The organism is Streptomyces xanthii, from assembly GCF_014621695.1.
In the GTDB taxonomy this organism is placed as follows: Bacteria; Actinomycetota; Actinomycetes; order Streptomycetales; family Streptomycetaceae; genus Streptomyces; species Streptomyces xanthii.
The window spans coordinates 5,029,629-5,046,712 of the sequence record NZ_CP061281.1; the positions used below are offsets into that span (position 1 = coordinate 5,029,629).

Consider the following 17,084-nt stretch of genomic DNA (forward strand, 5'->3'; position numbering starts at 1 on the left):
TCGGGTCGCATTTCCCCGATCATGGCGCGGGCGCGACCAGCACCCACCGGCCCGCGGCCGGCGAGGACCACCGAACCGCCCCTACAGATGCCGCAGCGCGAACCACAGTTCCATGCGGACGTCCGGGTCGTTCAGGTCCGCGTTCAGGAGGTCCGCGCAGCGGGCTACGCGCTGGCGGACCGTGTTGCGGTGGATGTCGAGGGTCACCGCCGTGTTCTCCCAGCTGCCGTGCACGGAGAGCCACGTGCGCAGGGTCTCCAGGAGCGCGGGGTGGGGGAGGAGCGGGGCCAGGGCGGGGGGCGCGGCCCCGTCGGGGCGGTGGTGGGCGAGGGGGGAGCGGGTCGCCCGGGCGCGGGCCAGCGCACTCGCCGCCTGCGCGTCGGCGAGGGGGAGGTCGCCCGGTGACACGGCCGCGCTGACACCCAGCGCGCAGCCTTCGCAGGGGGAGATGTCCTGGTCGGCCGGGACGAGCGCGCGGGTCAGGGAGCCGTCCGTCGCGACCAGCGGTGTGGCCAGGTCCGGTGCGGGCGAGGACGCCCCGTTCGCCCAGGCGTGCACGACCTTCCAGCGGCCCGGGCCGAGCAGCCCCGCCGCGGTGCCGTCCCGCTCCGCCCCGAGCAGCAGTCCCACGAGCGCGGCCGTGCGCTGTGTGTCGTCGGCCGAGCGGTGCGCCCCCGCGAGGAGGGAGAGGAGCACGACGGCGGCCCCGGCGATCGTGTGGTCGCCGGACGCGCGCGAGGGCGACGCGAGTCCGAGCGCCCCGCCCCCGCTCAGCGCGTACGCCGAGAGGTGCAGCTCCCCGACGGTGTCCGCGGCGGACGCGGGCGCGGGCAGCAGCCGGCTGGTGCGCGGCCGCACCACGTCGGTGAGGGCGGACAGCGCGGCGGCGGCCCGACCGGGCGGCCGCGGCCCGGCGCTCTCCAGTTCCGCCCCGTCCGCGGTGACGGCCACCGCGTAGCCCCCGGTCCGCTGGGCGAGCCGGCCGAGCACCGCCCGCACGGGATCGGGCCGCGCGGCCGCGGAGGCCAGCGCCTGCTGCGCCTCGGTGACCCGGCGCAGTTCGGCGTGCCGGGCCTGCGCCATCAGCTCCCACACGGCCCGCGCGATCCCGCTGAACGTGATGTCCGGCGGAACCTCCACCAGCGGCAGCCCGTGCGCGTCGCACGCCGCGACGAGCCCGGGCGGCACCGTGTCGTGGACCGGTGCGACACCGAAGCCCAGGGCGACGGCCCCGCCGGCGACGACCCGCGCCGCGTACGTGTCGAAGCTCGTGGACGAGTCGAAGGCGTCCTCGCCGGCCTGCACTCCGGCTGTGAGAAGCAGCTCACCGCCGAGCAGGTACGGCCGCGGATCGGGCAGCTCCGAGGTGTGCGCGCCGTGCACCAGGACATCGGCGGCGTCGGGGCCCGCGATCTGGCGAAGCCCCAGGTCGGCGCGGGCGAGCAGCGCGGCGAGCGGAACGCCCGAGGTGGGGGGAGCGGGCACCGGCACGGTGGATGATTCCTCTACTCGCATCGGATGAAGTAGATGAAACTTACACTTCAGTGTTCCTTTTCGGCCACTTACATTCATGAGGCAATGACCGGTGGGTGCGGGTACGGGCGGATGTCCCCGCTGCCGAGGGCTCCCTCTCTCAGGGGCCTGTGAAGCCGGACCAACCCAGCACGACACGCCACCGAGGTGTGCAAAGGAGGTCGTCCATGGCCGTCGACTACATCGTGATCGTCGCCTATCTGGCCGGAATGCTGGCCATGGGCTGGTGGGGCATGCGCCGCGCCAAGTCCAAGAGCGACTTCCTGGTCGCGGGCCGCAGGCTCGGCCCCGCCATGTACTCCGGCACGATGGCCGCCATCGTGCTCGGCGGCGCCTCCACCATCGGCGGCGTCGGCCTCGGCTACCAGTACGGCCTGTCCGGCGCCTGGATGGTCTTCACCATCGGCCTCGGCATCCTCGCCCTGTCGCTGTTCTTCTCGGCGCGCATCGCCCGCCTGAAGGTCTACACCGTCTCCGAGATGCTCGACCTGCGCTACGGCGGCCGGGCCGGACTGATCTCCGGCATCGTCATGTGGGCGTACACGCTGATGCTCGCGGTCACCTCGACCATCGCGTACGCCACGATCTTCGACGTCCTCTTCGACGTGCCGCGCACCCTGGCGATCGTCATCGGCGGCACCATCGTCGTCGCGTACTCGACGCTCGGCGGCATGTGGTCCATCACGATCACCGACATGGTGCAGTTCGTCGTGAAGACCATCGGCGTGCTGATCATCCTGCTGCCGGTCGCCGTCGTGAAGGCGGGCGGCTTCAGCGAGATGAAGGAAGCGCTGCCCACCTCGTACTTCGACCCGCTGGGCATCGGCGGCGAGACGATCTTCACGTACGTGCTGATCTACACGTTCGGCATGCTCATCGGCCAGGACATCTGGCAGCGCGTCTTCACCGCCCGCACCGACAAGGTCGCCCGCTGGGGCGGCACCGTCTCCGGCGTCTACTGCCTCGCCTACGCGATCGGCGGCGCCGTCATCGGCACCGCGGCCAAGGTCATGTACCCGACCGGGCTCGGCACCGCCGACGAGGCCTTCGCCCGCATCGTCAAGGACGAGCTGCCCGTCGGCGTCCGCGGCCTGGTCCTGGCCGCCGCGCTCGCCGCCGTCATGTCGACCTCGTCCGGCGCCCTCATCGCCTGCGCCACCGTCGCCAACAACGACATCTGGAAGCGGCTGCGCGGGCTGCCCGCCGACAGCGGTGACGGCCACGACGAGGTCAAGGGCAACCGCCTGTTCATCCTCGTCATGGGCGCCGCCACGATCGTCACCGCGATCGCCCTGAACAACGTCGTCGAGGCCCTCACCGTCGCCTACAACCTGCTCGTCGGCGGCCTCCTCGTGCCCATCCTCGGCGGCCTGCTGTGGAAGCGCGGCACCGCCGAGGGCGCCCTCGCCTCCATCGCCGTCGGCGGTCTCGCCGTCGTCGGCCTGATGTGGCACTACGGCATCCTCGCCAACGAGGCCGTCTACTACGGCCTGGCCGCGTCCCTCGTCACCTACGTGGTCGTCTCCCTGGCCACGAAGGCCACGGACGCCGCCGTCCTCGCCAACTGGCGCGACCGGCTCGCCGGCCGCGGCGGCGAGACCCCGGAGGCGGCCTCCGTGGCCGTGTCCCAGTAACCCCTCCGCACACCGCTGACCCGCGTTCGAAAGAAGGCATGCGCGCCATGAACAGCAACGAGACGCCCCGCGTTCCCAACGGCCCCACCGGCGCCGTCGGCCCGGTCGACTCCTCCCGTATCCCGCGGTACGCGGGCCCGGCCACGTTCGCCCGCCTGCCCCGCCTCGACGAGGTCACCGCCGCCGACGTCGCCGTCGTCGGCGTCCCCTTCGACACCGGCGTCTCCTACCGGCCCGGCGCCCGCTTCGGCGGCAACGCCATCCGCGAGGCCTCCCGCCTCCTGCGCCCCTACAACCCGGCGCAGGACGCGTCCCCCTTCGCGCTCGCCCAGGTCGCCGACGCCGGTGACATCGCGGCCAACCCGTTCAACATCAACGAGGCAGTCGAGAGCATCGAGGCCGCCGCCGACGACCTGCTCGGCTCCGGCGCCCGCATGATGACCCTCGGCGGCGACCACACCATCGCGCTGCCGCTGCTGCGCTCGGTCGCCAAGAAGCACGGCCCGGTCGCGCTGCTCCACTTCGACGCGCACCTCGACACCTGGGACACGTACTTCGGCGCCGAGTACACGCACGGCACGCCGTTCCGCCGCGCCGTCGAGGAGGGCATCCTCGACACCTCCGCGCTCTCCCACGTCGGCACCCGCGGCCCGCTCTACGGCAAGCAGGACCTCACCGACGACGAGAAGCTCGGCTTCGGCATCGTCACCTCGGCGGACGTCTACCGCCGCGGCGCCGACGAGGTCGCCGACCAGCTGCGCCAGCGCATCGGCGACCGCCCGCTGTACATCTCCATCGACATCGACTGCCTCGACCCGGCCCACGCCCCCGGCACCGGCACCCCCGAGGCGGGCGGCATGACCTCCCGCGAGCTCCTGGAGATCCTGCGCGGCCTCTCCTCCTGCAACCTGGTCTCCGCCGACGTCGTCGAGGTCGCCCCGGCCTACGACCACGCCGAGATCACCGCCGTCGCCGCCTCGCACACCGCGTACGAGCTGACGACGATCATGTCCCGGCAGATCGCGTCCGCTCGCGGCGAGTGACAATGGACCGGCCGGCCTCTTCGCCGTAGGGGCTCGGCTCCGGTCGCGAGTGCGGGCCGGTGGGGGCTGGTCGCGCAGTTCCCCGCGCCCCTGGTGAGGCTGCGCCTCATCGGGGAGATGCGGCCCGCAGGGCCATGCATCTCAGGGGCGCGGGGAACTGCGCGACCAGCCACGACGCACCCGCGGCCGCGAACCGCCCGACCCCCTACGGCGAGCCGGCGCAGACCCGAACCCGCGGAGGCGGAATGACGCACGACCACGACCTGGAACTGACGCCCACCGCCGCGCAGACCGAGGCCGCGCTCAACCCACCCGCGGGACGCAACGGCGGCGACCTCGTCGTCGAGACGCTGCACGGCCTCGGCGCGTCCACCGTGTTCGGCCTGCCGGGCCAGCACGCCCTCGGCATGTTCGACGCGCTGCGCCGCTCCGACCTGCGCTACGTCGGACTCCGCATCGAGAACAACGCGGGGTTCGCGGCCGACGCGTACGGCCGGATCACCGGCGAGGTGGCCCCACTGCTGCTCTCGACCGGCCCCGGCGCGCTCATGTCGCTCGCCGCGCTCCAGGAGGCGGCAGCCGCCTCCGCGCCCGTGCTCGCCATCGGCAGCCAGGTGCCCGTCGCCGGGCTCGGCGGCGGCCGCCACGGCTATCTGCACGAGCTGCGCGACCAGCAGGCCTCCTTCCGGGACGTGGTCAAGTCCGTCCACACCGTCCGCACCGCCTCCCAGATCCCGTCGGCCATCGCCGCGGCCTGGGAGTCGGCGCTGACCGCTCCGCACGGCCCGGTCTGGGTCGAGATCCCGCAGGACGTGCTCCTCGCCCCGACGACGCTGCCCGTCGTCACCGCGATGGACGCCACGCCCCGCGACCTGGTGCCCCGCCCCGAGCTGACCGCGGTCGCCGCCGACCTCCTCGCGAAGGCGGAGCGCCCGGCGATCATCGCGGGCGGCGGCGTCGTGCGCTCCGACGCGGCGGGCAAGCTGCGCGCGCTCGCCGAGCGGATCGACGCCCCCGTCGTCACCACCTTCGGCGGCAAGGGCGCCTTCCCCTGGGAGCACCCGCTGTCCCTCCAGTCCTGGCTGGAGGACCGCCACACCACCGACTTCCTGGAGGACGCCGACGTCCTGCTCGTCGTCGGCTCAGGACTGGGTGAACTCTCCTCGAACTACCACACGTTCGCCCCGCGCGGCCGCGTCATCCAGATCGAGGCCGACGCGGGCAAGCTGGAGTCCAACCACCCCGCGCTCGGCATCCACGCCGACGCCCGCCTCGCCCTCCAGGCCCTCGCCGAGACGGTCCCCGAGCGCACCGACGCCACGGCGCCTGCCCGGGTCGCGGCGGTCCTGAACGCCGTACGCGAACGGATCGACGCACAGGAACTGACCCTGGAACAGCAGGTGTTGAGGTCGGTCCGGGAAGCGCTCCCGGCCGGCTCGCCCTCCTTCTGGGACATGACGATCCTCGCCTACTGGGCCTGGTCCGCCTGGCCCGGAGCCATGCACTCCGCGCAGGGCGCGGGCGGCCTCGGCTACGGCTTCCCCGCGGCGCTCGGCGCGGCCGTCGCCGACCCCACCCGGCCCGTCCTCGCCGTCTCCGGCGACGGCGGCGCCCTCTACTCGATCGCCGAGCTCGCCACCGCCCGCCAGCACGACCTCGACGTCACCTGGCTGATCGTCGACGACGGCGGCTACGGCATCCTGCGCGAGTACATGACCGACGCCTTCGGCCAGGCCACCGCCACCGAGCTGAGCCGCCCCGACTACGTGGCCCTCGCCGAGTCCTTCGGCGTCCCGGCCGTCCGTACGAGCCCCGGGACGCTCCGCGACGACCTGGCGAAGGCCCTGTCCGCGCCGGGCCCGCACGTGGTGGTGCTCCCGGCCCTGCTCCGCATGTTCGCCCCGACGCACCTGGGATGATGGAGAACTCTGTGATGACGACGACCGTGGCCTGCGCCCAGCTCGCCCTCCATGTGGGAGACGTGGCGGCCAACCTGGCCGCCGCCGAGGAGGCGATCGAGGCCGCCGCGAACGCGGGCGCCCGCGTCGTCGTCCTCCCCGAACTCACCAACAGCGGCTACGTCTTCGAGTCCCCGGCGGAGGCCCGCGCCCTCGCCGAGCCCGTCGACGGCCCGACCGTCGCCGCCTGGTCCGCCGCCGCCCGCCGCCACGGCGTGACCCTGGTCGCGGGCCTCGCGGAGCTCGACGACGATGGCCAGGTGCGCAACTCGGCCGTCGTCATCGACCCCACCGGCGCCGTCCGCGCCGTCTACCGCAAGGCCCATCTCTTCGGCACGGAGAAGGAGTTCTTCGTCCCCGGCGACGAGCGTCCGCCCGTCGTCGACATCGACGGCGTCGGCCGGGTCGGCGTCATGGTCTGCTACGACCTCGAGTTCCCCGAGTGGGTCCGCCTCGCCGCCCTGGCCGGCACCGACCTCCTCTGCGCCCCGGTGAACTGGCCCCTCTTCCCCCGCCCCGAGGGCGAGCGCCCCGCCGAGGCCGTCCGCGTCCAGGCCGACGCCGCCGTCAACCGCATGTACGTGGCCGCCTGCGACCGGGCCGGCGACGAGCGCGGCGTCCGCTGGACCGGCGGCTCGATCATCACCGACCCCGACGGCTTCCCCCTGGCCGGCCGCACCCCCACCGACGGCCCCGCCCTCCTCCTCGCCTCCTGCGACCTCCCCCAGTCCCGCGACAAGCGCCTCGGCGCCCACAACGACGTGTTCGGGGACCGGCGCCCGGAGCTGTACGGGGACTGAGCCCGCCGGCCCCCGCTACTCCGTGCGCCGCAGCCCCAGGGCGTACAGGTCGAGGGAGCCGACGCCCGGCTTCTCGTTCCAGATCTGGTAGGTCAGGGCGGAGGGGGACGGGAGGCGCAGGGCGTCGCGCAGGCCGGTGACGGCCATGCCGGCCAGGGCCCGGTACTCGGCCGTGGTCGCCAGGACGAGTTCGAACTGCCAGTTGCGGCTGGAGTCGTCGGCGTCCGGGTCCCGCCAGCCGGCGGCCCTGATCAGCCGGGCGCCCTCTTCGCCCGCGCGGACGGCGGGGTCGAGGTAGGAGTCGCCGACCAGCTCGGCGTAGGTGCGCTCCTCCTCCCGCACGAACTGCACGAAGCGGTTGTGGCCGCTGTCCGCGGTCTCCCGGATCACCACGACGCTCCCGTCGGGCAGATCGACCAGCTCCTCGGCCAGACCGGTCGTGAATTTCTCCCAGGTGTTCCCGGCGTCGTGCGGGTTCTTGTCGTTCATCGCTGCGCGTCCCCGTTCGGTGGTCGTGGGTGTGGTTGCGGTCGCATCCGTCCTTGTCGGTGCCACGATCTACGATCCCGGGATGGAGACCCCGACCGGGTACGGATTCTTCGTGCCTCCGCAGCCGAGAACCCCGCGTGGCGTCGACCGGTGGCAGCGCGCCGCGTATCACCTGGGGCTGCTCCGCTGGGCGGCTTCGCTGCTGCCCGACGGGGAGCGGGCGCGCGCCGACGCCGAGTTGGACGCCAGCGCGGTCGCCAGTACGGCGACCGTGTACGACCCGCCGCCCGCGCTGTTCCGCTCCTGCGACGAGGGGCTGCTCCCCCTCTTCCGCGAGGCGGCGGGCGTGAGGTCCTGCGACAGGCTGCTCGCCCGGACCGCCCTGGACTGGGACGCGTGGGCGGCCGCCCACGCGCGCGAGCCCTTCACCTCGGAGCAGGCGCGCGCCCTGATCGCCCGGCACGACTGCCCCGACGACCTCACCGCCGCACTGCTCGTCCCTTTCGACCTGAAGGTGGCCAACCGGCTCGGGGCCCGCTTCGCGGCCGTGCCGGGGAGCGCCGTGCACTGGGACGGGCGGCGCCAGTGGAACAGGCCGCGGCGGGATCCCGTCGTGCCGTTCCGTGAACTGCCCGACCGTGTGCGGCAGTTGCTGCTGCCGCACGTCTCCGATCTGCGGACCACGCTCCAGCGTCACCTGCTGACGCCGGACGGCGCGCGGGAGGTGGTGGCCGCGACGCACCGCCTGGACCGGCTGGTGGCGGCCGTGGACACCGCGGCGCCCCGGCACCACACGCGCGTCCTGGCGTTCTGGGAGGCGTTCGGCGCCGGACTGCGGGAGGCGCTGGGGGAGGACCGGCGGGCGTGGCGGGCGGCCGCGGCCGCCGGGCGCGCGGCCCGTCACGAGGGCAGTCCGGGCGAGTTCGTCGAGGGGCTCGGCGCGTACGACCCTGCCGCCGACCTCGACCTGCGGGTGCTGGCCCAGGCGCCGCCGCGCGTCCTCGCCGACCTCGTGGCCGCCCTGGACGACGACGCCCTGGAACGGTCGGCCGCACGCTGCGTCGGCCCCGACGGCGTCCGCACCGGAGACGTCCTCCTGCGGCACGCCCTGGCGCGGCTCGAACGGGCCGGTGCCGCTCCGCGCCCGCCCTTCGCGCGCTGGGCCCACGTGGTCCGGGGCCGGCGCGGCCCCGAAGCCGCCGTCGCCGCCTGGCTGTTCGGCCAGGACCCGTACCGGGACGACTACCTGCTGGGCCTCGCGCGCACCCGGCAGGACCTGCGCCGCGCCCTGGCCGCCCGCCTCCCGGCGCGTGAGCCCACCGGGGGCCTGGCCGGGGAACTGCGCGCCGCCGGTGACGCGGTCGAGGCCCAGCTCGTCCTGGACGCCTGGAGCGCCCGGGAGGGCACCGCCACGGAGGCGACCCCGTGGGCCCTGCTCGTCGCGGCCCACGCCGCCCGACCGCTTCCGGAGCCCGTGCTGTGGGTCCTCGCCTCCCGCCCCGGTTTCCCCCCGGAGCTGGGCGAGGCGCTGCTCGGCGACCCGGACGCCCTGGCGGCGCAGGGTCCCGACGCCGCCCGCCTGGTGCTCTCCCGCCTGTCGGATCCCGCGTCCGCCCGCACCTGGGCCTACTACAGCGCGGCGCGCGGACTGATCCACACCGTCCGCTCGGCGGGCGTGCTCGACGACGCCGAGCTGCTCGCCGCGGCCCGGCCCGCGAGCACCGCCCTGCTCTACGGCCGCGACCAGGCGCCCGCCGTCCGGGACGAGGACACCTGGCGGACGTCCTGTGCCGAGCTCCTCACCGGCGCCGCGCGCCGCTTCGGCCCCGGCTTCTGGGAGCAACTGGCCGGCCGCCTGCCCCACTTCGAGGGCAGCCTGGCCGAGCTCGTCGCCCTGCCGCGCGGGCACGTCCCCGCCGGCTGGGGCCCGCTGCGGCGCGGGGTGGAGGAGGCGGGCGGGGCCGGCGACGATCACCCGGTGCACGGTCAGCTCGAGCGCTTCGAGGAGCGGCTGCGCGCGGCCGTCGTCCACCTGCGGCCCGACGCGGAGGACCCGGCGGCACTCGGGTTCCCCGACCGGGAGACGGCGCTGCGCTGGCTGGACGCGGAGACCGTCGGACTCCTGGACGCCGCCCGCGTGGCGAGCGTGCTGCGCCCCTCCTTCGCGATCGAACTGCCCCGCCTCCTCGACCGCTATCTGGTCTCCGTGTCCGACCGCACGGACGAACTGGCCGAGCTGGCGGAGCTCGCGGCGCGGACCGCCACCCGGACCGGCGACCGGCACGGCGAGGCCGTCGCCCAGGGCGCCCTGGGTGTGGCCCTGGTCCACCTGCGCCGCTACGAGGAGGCCGTCACCGCCAACGAACGGGCCCGCGCCCTGATGCGCGAGACCGGCGACCACGACCGCGAGGGCCGCACCGGACGCAACCTGGGCGCCGCCCTGCGCCGGCTCGGCCGGTACACGGAGGCCGCCGAGGCGTACGTGCGGGCCCGCGAGGCGTTCCGCGCGGCCGCTGTCCCCGCCCGTGAGGCCGTCGTCACCCGCGACCTGGCCCGCACGCTGGCCGACCTCGGCCGGAAGGAGGACGCGGCCGCCGCCCTGCGCGAGGCGATCGCGCTGTTCGACGGCGGCGGCCGCACGTCCGACGCGGCCGCCGCCCGGCGCGAACTCGACGGCCTCACCGGTCCCGGTGGTCCTAGTAGACCGACTCGACCCACTCCGGGTGGTCGATGAACGGGTTCCGGTTGTGCTGGTAGGTCGTGTAGATGACCTCGTTGCGGTTCTTCTCGAAGGCGTCCGGCGGGTCCTCGGCGCTCCACTTCTTCAGGACGGCGAGCTTGCCGATGTAGGGCGCGCTGCCGTTGTCCACGGACTCGTTGGGCTCCAGGTCGGCGAAGGCGTCGTCGCCCTCGTAGCGCACGGCCATGTAGAGGATCATGCGGGCGACGTCGCCCTTGACGGCGTCGCGCGGTTCGAAGGAGTCCGCGTCGGTGAGGCTGCCGCCGCCGTTCGGCACGGCGCTGCCGCCCTCGTCGAAGTCCTTGTTCCCGCGGATGGAGTTGACCGTCACGTCCTCGGGGCGCAGGTGGTGCAGGTCGGTGCCGGGGCCGGTGGTGGTGCCGAAGTCGCCGTGGGACTTGGCCCAGACGTGCTCGCGGTTCCAGTCGCCGCTGTCGCCGCCGTTGAGCGACTTGGCGCGGGAGACCCCGCTGTAGATCAGGATCACGTTGTTGCTGTTGTTCGGATCCTGGTCGGTGGTCTTCAGCGCGTTCCAGACTCCGTCGTAGGAGAGCTTGGTCTGCTTGCTGATGATCGTGTGCAGGGCGGACTTGAGCTCGGGGCCGGTCTTGCCGAGCGCGTCCTGGTAGTAGGTGTCGTCGTACGCGGTGGAGGCGTTCGCCGTGGCCGCGGTGGTCGTCGGCAGGGTCACTGCGGCGAGCACGGCGGCCGCCGCGAGGGCCAGTGTGCGTATGCGCGTTCCGGGCATGTGGGGTGTCCGTCCGTTCTACGCGGGTTGACTGCGGTCATCCGGAGCGTGACATGAACACGTAGAGAATGGGTGAACGAGACGGGGTGATCGTGTGCAGTCAAAGCGACCGCCGGCCCTCGCCCGGACGCCCGGTCGCGGGGCCGATTGTTGCGCCGGGATGAAATCGCCCGCCCCCCTTGTTGGCCCTTCGGCAGATCAGGACGTGGAACGAGGCAGTGGGAGGCGGCGCGCAGTGGCGCAGGAACGGGGCTGGGCGGGGAGACTCGCGGGATACGCGTGGCGGTATCCCAAGGACGTCGTGCTCGCACTCGGCGCGTCGCTCGGCGGCATGGCCGTCATGGCCCTGGTCCCGCTGATCACCAAGGTCATCATCGACGACGTCGTCGGCGACCACACCCGCTCCATGGGCGTGTGGGCCGGCCTGCTGATCGGCTCGGCCGTCGTCGTCTACGTCCTCACCTACGTCCGCCGCTACTACGGCGGCCGGCTCGCCCTCGACGTCCAGCACGACCTGCGCACCGAGATGTACGGGACGATCACCCGGCTCGACGGGCGGCGCCAGGACGAGCTGTCCACGGGCCAGGTCGTCGGCCGCGCCACCAGCGACCTCCAGCTCATCCAGGGCCTGCTGTTCATGCTCCCGATGACCATCGGGAACGTCCTGCTCTTCCTGATCTCCCTCGTGATCATGGCGTGGCTGTCGCTGCCGCTGACCCTCGTCGCCCTGGCCGTCGCCCCCGCCCTGTGGTTCATCGCCAAGCGCAGCCGCTCCCGCCTCCACCCCGCCACCTGGTACGCGCAGGCGCAGGCCGCCGCCGTCGCCGGGGTCGTCGACGGGGCCGTCAGCGGCGTCCGCGTCGTGAAGGGCTTCGGGCAGGAGGACCAGGAGACCGGGAAGCTGCGCGAGGTCGGCCGCAAGCTGTTCGCCGGACGGTTGCGCACGATCCGGATGAACGCCAAGTTCACCCCCGCCCTCCAGGCCGTCCCCGCGCTCGGTCAGGTCGCCATGCTGGCCCTCGGCGGCTGGCTCGCCGTGCGCGGCCAGGTCACCCTCGGCACCTTCGTCGCCTTCTCCAGCTACCTGGCCCAGCTCGTCGGCCCGGTCCGCATGCTCGCCGTCGTCCTCACCGTCGGCCAGCAGGCCCGCGCCGGTGTGGAGCGCGTCCTGGAGCTCATCGACACCGAGCCGTCGATCGAGGACGGCCGCAAGGAGCTGCCCGCCGACGCGCCCGCGACCGTCGAGTTCGACGACGTCTCCTTCGGCTACGCCGACGCCGAGCGGAAGGTCCTCGACGGCCTCTCCTTCGAGATCCGGGCCGGCGAGACGCTCGCCGTCGTCGGCTCCTCCGGCTCCGGCAAGTCCACCGTCTCGCTGCTGCTGCCCCGCTTCTACGACGTCTCCGGCGGCGCCGTCCTCGTCGGCGGCCACGACGTGCGCGAGCTGACCCAGTCCTCGCTGCGCGCCGCGATCGGCCTCGTCCCCGAGGACTCCTTCCTCTTCTCCGACAGCGTCCGCGCCAACATCGCGTACGGCGCCCCGGACGCCACCGACGAGCAGATCGAGGCGGCGGCGCGCACCGCGCAGGCCGACGGGTTCATCGCCGAGCTGCCCGAGGGCTACGACACCAAGGTCGGCGAGCACGGCCTGACCCTCTCCGGCGGTCAGCGCCAGCGCATCGCGCTCGCCCGCGCCATCCTCACCGACCCCCGCCTGCTGGTCCTCGACGACGCCACGTCCGCCGTCGACGCCCGCGTCGAGCACGAGATCCACGAGGCGCTCGGCCAGGTCATGGCCGGCCGCACCACCCTCCTCATCGCGCACCGCCGCTCCACCCTCGGCCTCGCCGACCGCATCGCCGTCCTCGACGACGGCCGGCTGGCCGCGATCGGCACCCACGAGGAGCTGGAGGCCGGCTCCGCGCTCTACCGCCGCCTTCTCACCGACCCCGACGAGCTGGGCGGCGTCTCGCCCGGCCACCTCACCCCGCGGGCCGACGAGGAGCCCGAGGACACCTCCGTACGTGCGGAGCTGGACGCCGAGTACGACGCGGAGCGCGGCGTCACCCCCAGGCTGTGGACGGGGGACCGGGAGCCCAAGGACCTCGCGCTCGCCGGGATGCCCGCCACGCCCGAACTGCTCGCGCAGGTCGAGGCGCTGCCCCCCGCCGCCGACACCCCCGACGTCGACGAGGCCCGCGCCGTCACCCCCGAGGACAGCTACGGACTGCGCCGCCTGCTGCGCGGCTTCGGCGCCCCGCTGCTCGTCAGCCTGGCCCTCGTCGCGGTCGACGCGGGGGTCGGCCTCGCCCTGCCCGTCCTGATCCGGCACGGCATCGACGAGGGCGTCACACAGCTCGCGCTCGGCGCGGTCTGGGCGGCGGCCGCGCTCGGCCTGGTCGCCGTGCTCGTCCAGTGGGCCGCGCAGATCGGTGAGACCCGCATGACGGGCCGCACCGGCGAGCGCGTCCTCTACTCGCTGCGACTGAAGATCTTCGCCCAGCTCCAGCGGCTCGGCCTCGACTACTACGAGCGCGAGCTGACCGGCCGGATCATGACCCGGATGACGACGGACGTCGACGCGCTGTCGACGTTCCTGCAGACCGGCCTGGTCACCGCCTTCGTCTCCGTCGTCACGTTCTTCGGCATCATGGCCGCGCTGCTCGTCATCGACGTCCAGCTGGCCCTCGTCGTGTTCGCGACGCTGCCGCCGCTGATCGTCGGCACGTTCTTCTTCCGCCGCGCCAGCGTCAAGGCGTACGAGCTGGCCCGCGAGCGGGTCTCGGCGGTCAACGCGGACCTCCAGGAGTCGGTGTCCGGACTGCGCATCGTGCAGGCCTTCCGCCGCGAGCAGGACGGCTTCGAGCGCTACGCGGCGGGCAGCGCGAGCTACCGCGAGGCCCGCATCCGCGGCCAGTTCCTGATCTCGGTCTACTTCCCGTTCGTGCAGCTGCTCTCCTCCGTGGCGGCCGCGGCCGTCCTCGTGGTGGGCGCGCACCGGGTCGACGCGACGACCCTCACCACCGGCGCGCTCGTCGCGTACCTGCTCTACATCGACCTGTTCTTCGCCCCGGTCCAGCAGCTCTCCCAGGTCTTCGACGGTTACCAGCAGGCGACCGTCTCGCTGGGCCGCATCCAGGAGCTGCTGCGCGAGCCGACCTCCACCAAGGCGGCCCACGAGCCGCTCGACGTGCTGTCGCTGCGCGGCGAGATCGCCTTCGAGGACGTCGACTTCGCGTACGGCACGGACGAGGCGGCGCTCACCGGAGTGGACCTGCGGGTCCCGGCCGGGCAGACCGTCGCGTTCGTCGGCGAGACCGGCGCGGGCAAGTCCACGCTGGTCAAGCTCGTCGCCCGGTTCTACGACCCGACCTCGGGCCGTGTCACCGTCGACGGCACCGACCTGCGCGACCTCGACCTGACCGCGTACCGGCACCGGCTCGGCGTCGTCCCGCAGGAGGCGTACCTGTTCCAGGGCACGATCCGCGACGCCATCGCGTACGGGCGGCCCGGCGCGAGCGACGCCGACGTGGAGGCGGCGGCCCGCGCGGTCGGCGCGCACGAGATGATCGCGACGCTCGAAGGCGGCTATCTGCACGAGGTCGCCGAGCGCGGCCGCAATCTGTCGGCCGGTCAGCGCCAGCTGATCGCGCTGGCCCGCGCCGAACTCGTCGACCCCGACATCCTGCTGCTCGACGAGGCGACCGCCGCCCTCGACCTCGCCACCGAGGCGCAGGTCACCCAGGCGACCGACCGCCTCGCCGGCAAGCGCACCACGCTCGTCGTCGCGCACCGCCTGACGACGGCGGCCCGCGCGGACCGCGTCGTGGTGATGGACGGCGGCCGCGTCGCCGAGGACGGCACGCACGACGAGCTGCTGCGCCTGGACGGCAAGTACGCCCGCCTGTGGCGCACCTTCATCGGCGAGGACACCGACGAGGACATCGACGAGGCGGTGGCCGGCGCGTCCTGAGGGAGCCCGTCCTCGTGAGGCGCGTCCTGAAGGCGGGTGTCCTGAAGGCGCGATTCCGCAACCGTCGCCCCTGTGTCCCGCGTCCGTACATCAGTACCCTGGTGCGAACGCGACGGGAGGGGCCGCGGTGGCGAGAGGTGAGGGAGACGGCATACGCGGGGCGCGCCGCGCGGGTACGTACGCGCTGACCGTGCTCGCGGGCGCCGGAATGCTGCTGCTCGGCGGGCCGTTCGCGGGCAGCGCCCAGGCCGCCGCGCTGTGCCCCGGACACCAGGTGCGCAGCCTGTCGTTCAGTACCGGCAAGACCGTCGTCTACCGCAATCGTGACTACGTCTGCGCCGTCACCCTCGCCAAGTCCGCCGGGCCCCGCCGCAGCATGTCCGTCGGCGTCCAGGCGCGCGGCAGCCGGGCCGTCGTCGACCGCGGCGACTTCACCCACCACGCCGGTCCGGTCACCGTCCACGCCGGTCACCGCTGCGTCCGGGTGACGGGACACGTAGGTGGCAAATCCACCCGAACCGGCTGGATCCTGTGCTGAGGTCGCACCTCATCCGGTCATGACATGATCCTGAGCGAACACCAAATACCTCTGGTGGTGCAGGAATTGCTCCGATAGTTTCCGGGGCGCATCTGTGAATCTCCAGGGGAGGGTGCATGCGCACAGCGCTCAGATGGCTGCTGTCGCTCGTGGTGCTCATCGGCACCGCGAGCGCGGCCGGGATATCGACGGCGACCGCCGCCGAGGAATCCTCGGCAACGGCCGCCGCCACCGACATCAAGGACAGGCTTCTCGCCGTACCCGGCATGAGCCTGATCGAGGAGAAGCCGTACGCGGGCTACCGCTACTTCGTCCTCAACTACACGCAGCCGGTCGACCACCGGAACCCGAAGGCCGGCACCTTCCAGCAGCGCATCACCGTGCTGCACAAGGACGTCAGCCGCCCGATGGTCATGTTCACCAGCGGCTACAACGTGTCGACGAACCCGTCGCGCAGCGAGCCGACCCGGATCGTCGACGGCAACCAGGTCTCCGTGGAGTACCGCTTCTTCACGCCGTCCCGGCCGCAGCCCGCCGACTGGTCGAAGCTGAACATCTGGCAGGCCGCGAGCGACCAGCACCGCATCTTCAAGGCGCTCAAGCCGATCTACGGCCAGAACTGGCTGACGACCGGCGGCTCGAAGGGCGGCATGACCGCCACCTACTACGAGCGCTTCTACCCGCGCGACATGGACGGCGTCGTCGCCTACGTTGCCCCGAACGACGTCGTGAACAAGGAGGACTCGGCCTACGACACCTTCCTCGCGAACGTCGGCCCGAAGGACTGCCGTGTCGCCCTGCAGAAGGTGCAGCGCGAGACGCTGGTGCGCCGTGACGCGCTCGAGAAGAAGTACAAGGACTTCCTCGACGCGAACAACTACACGGTGAACACGGTCGGTTCGGTCGACAAGGCCTACGAGGCGACCGTCCTCGACCTGTTCTGGGGCTTCTGGCAGTACCAGCCCGAGTCCGCCTGCGCCGACGTCCCGGACGCCGCGACCGTCTCCGACGACGACCTGTTCAGTTACGTCGACGAGGTCGGCGGCTGGGCCTCCTACGCCGACCAGGGCCTGACCCAGTACACGCCGTACTACTACCAGGCGGGCACGCAGCTCGGCTCGCCCGACATCAAGCAGCCGTGGGTCGCCGACCTGTCCCGCTACGGCTACCAGCCGCCGCGGAACTTCGTGCCGCGCGACATCCCCATGAAGTTCGAGCCGTCCGCGATGCGCGACGTCGACAGCTGGGTGCGCCACAACGCCACCCGCATGCTGTACGTGTACGGCGACAACGACCCGTGGGGCGCCGAGCCGTTCCGCCTCGGCAAGGGCGCGCGTGACTCCTACGTGATGCACGCCCCGCACGCCAACCACGGCGCGAACGTGGCGGCCCTGAAGCCCGCCGACAAGGAGCTCGCCACGGCGCGCATCCTCGACTGGGCGGGCCTGTCCGGCACGACCGCGCTGGCCGCGCATGACCGGAAGCTCGACCGGGCCGGGGTGCAGCGCGGAATGTCCCTGCGGCCGTAGGCCACCGGGCGGCTGCGGGCCCGGTGGGGGCGGGCCGCGCAGTTCCCCGCGCCCCTGAAATGCAGACGCTGCGCGTCGCATTTCCCCGATGGGGCGCGG

The 17,084-nt window shown here is 73.2% G+C and carries 11 protein-coding genes; 8 read left to right on the forward strand and 3 right to left on the reverse strand.

Annotation, left to right across the window (positions count from 1 at the left end; translation table 11 throughout):
* Positions 1-81 precede the first annotated feature (81 nt).
* Positions 82-1,485: a PucR family transcriptional regulator gene (locus IAG42_RS22775; protein WP_317453333.1), complete on the reverse strand. Its 1,404-nt coding sequence runs from the start codon at positions 1,483-1,485 to the stop codon at positions 82-84.
* A 215-nt stretch (positions 1,486-1,700) separates the two neighbouring features.
* Between IAG42_RS22775 and IAG42_RS22780 the strand changes: the two genes are divergently transcribed.
* The 4 genes from IAG42_RS22780 (at position 1,701) to IAG42_RS22795 (ending at position 6,968) form a co-directional block, all read left to right on the forward strand.
* Positions 1,701-3,167: a sodium:solute symporter gene (locus tag IAG42_RS22780; RefSeq protein ID WP_188338803.1), complete on the forward strand. Its 1,467-nt coding sequence runs from the start codon at positions 1,701-1,703 to the stop codon at positions 3,165-3,167.
* A gap of 47 nt (positions 3,168-3,214) precedes the next feature.
* Positions 3,215-4,210: an agmatinase gene (gene speB / locus IAG42_RS22785; RefSeq protein ID WP_188338804.1), complete on the forward strand. Its 996-nt coding sequence runs from the start codon at positions 3,215-3,217 to the stop codon at positions 4,208-4,210.
* Positions 4,211-4,455: 245 nt separating this feature from the next.
* Complete coding sequence (locus IAG42_RS22790; protein ID WP_188338805.1) at positions 4,456-6,129, forward strand: thiamine pyrophosphate-binding protein; 1,674 nt, start codon at positions 4,456-4,458, stop codon at positions 6,127-6,129.
* Between the two features lie 14 nt (positions 6,130-6,143).
* On the forward strand, positions 6,144-6,968 hold the full coding sequence (locus IAG42_RS22795; RefSeq protein WP_188338806.1) for a nitrilase-related carbon-nitrogen hydrolase: 825 nt from the start codon (positions 6,144-6,146) through the stop codon (positions 6,966-6,968).
* A gap of 15 nt (positions 6,969-6,983) precedes the next feature.
* Here IAG42_RS22795 and IAG42_RS22800 read toward each other — a convergent pair whose 3' ends face one another.
* Positions 6,984-7,457, reverse strand: coding sequence for a TY-Chap domain-containing protein (locus tag IAG42_RS22800; RefSeq protein ID WP_188338807.1), 474 nt, complete (start codon positions 7,455-7,457; stop codon positions 6,984-6,986).
* Positions 7,458-7,539: 82 nt separating this feature from the next.
* On the opposite strand from IAG42_RS22800, the gene IAG42_RS22805 reads away from it, so the two are divergent.
* Complete coding sequence (locus tag IAG42_RS22805; RefSeq protein ID WP_188338808.1) at positions 7,540-10,191, forward strand: tetratricopeptide repeat protein; 2,652 nt, start codon at positions 7,540-7,542, stop codon at positions 10,189-10,191.
* On the opposite strand, the gene IAG42_RS22810 is transcribed toward IAG42_RS22805, so the two are convergent.
* Positions 10,154-10,945 carry an endonuclease I family protein gene (locus IAG42_RS22810; protein WP_188338809.1) on the reverse strand — a complete coding sequence of 264 codons (792 nt, stop codon included), beginning with the start codon at positions 10,943-10,945 and terminating at the stop codon, positions 10,154-10,156. The two genes, IAG42_RS22805 and IAG42_RS22810, sit on opposite strands and share 38 nt — an antisense overlap.
* A 235-nt stretch (positions 10,946-11,180) precedes the next feature.
* Between IAG42_RS22810 and IAG42_RS22815 the strand changes: the two genes are divergently transcribed.
* From IAG42_RS22815 to IAG42_RS22825, 3 genes are all read left to right on the forward strand, one after another.
* A complete protein-coding gene (locus IAG42_RS22815; protein ID WP_223206126.1) occupies positions 11,181-14,918 on the forward strand; it encodes an ABC transporter ATP-binding protein in 3,738 nt (1,245 codons plus the stop codon).
* A gap of 208 nt (positions 14,919-15,126) precedes the next feature.
* A complete protein-coding gene (locus tag IAG42_RS22820; protein ID WP_223206429.1) occupies positions 15,127-15,456 on the forward strand; it encodes a hypothetical protein in 330 nt (109 codons plus the stop codon).
* Positions 15,457-15,572: 116 nt separating this feature from the next.
* Positions 15,573-16,985 (forward strand): S28 family serine protease, encoded by a 1,413-nt coding sequence (locus IAG42_RS22825; protein ID WP_188338811.1) that lies wholly within the window; start codon positions 15,573-15,575, stop codon positions 16,983-16,985.
* Positions 16,986-17,084 lie beyond the last annotated feature (99 nt).

Excerpts from the sequence above, each read along its gene's own strand:
- IAG42_RS22780 (WP_188338803.1), top strand. The coding sequence starts at position 1,701 with ATGGCCGTCGACTACATCGTGATCGTCGCCTATCTGGCCGGAATGCTG.
- speB (WP_188338804.1), top strand. The coding sequence starts at position 3,215 with ATGAACAGCAACGAGACGCCCCGCGTTCCCAACGGCCCCACCGGCGCC.
- IAG42_RS22790 (WP_188338805.1), top strand. The coding sequence starts at position 4,456 with ATGACGCACGACCACGACCTGGAACTGACGCCCACCGCCGCGCAGACC.
- IAG42_RS22795 (WP_188338806.1), top strand. The coding sequence starts at position 6,144 with ATGACGACGACCGTGGCCTGCGCCCAGCTCGCCCTCCATGTGGGAGAC.
- IAG42_RS22800 (WP_188338807.1), bottom strand. The coding sequence starts at position 7,457 with ATGAACGACAAGAACCCGCACGACGCCGGGAACACCTGGGAGAAATTC.
- IAG42_RS22805 (WP_188338808.1), top strand. The coding sequence starts at position 7,540 with ATGGAGACCCCGACCGGGTACGGATTCTTCGTGCCTCCGCAGCCGAGA.
- IAG42_RS22810 (WP_188338809.1), bottom strand. The coding sequence starts at position 10,945 with ATGCCCGGAACGCGCATACGCACACTGGCCCTCGCGGCGGCCGCCGTG.
- IAG42_RS22820 (WP_223206429.1), top strand. The coding sequence starts at position 15,127 with ATGCTGCTGCTCGGCGGGCCGTTCGCGGGCAGCGCCCAGGCCGCCGCG.
- IAG42_RS22825 (WP_188338811.1), top strand. The coding sequence starts at position 15,573 with ATGCGCACAGCGCTCAGATGGCTGCTGTCGCTCGTGGTGCTCATCGGC.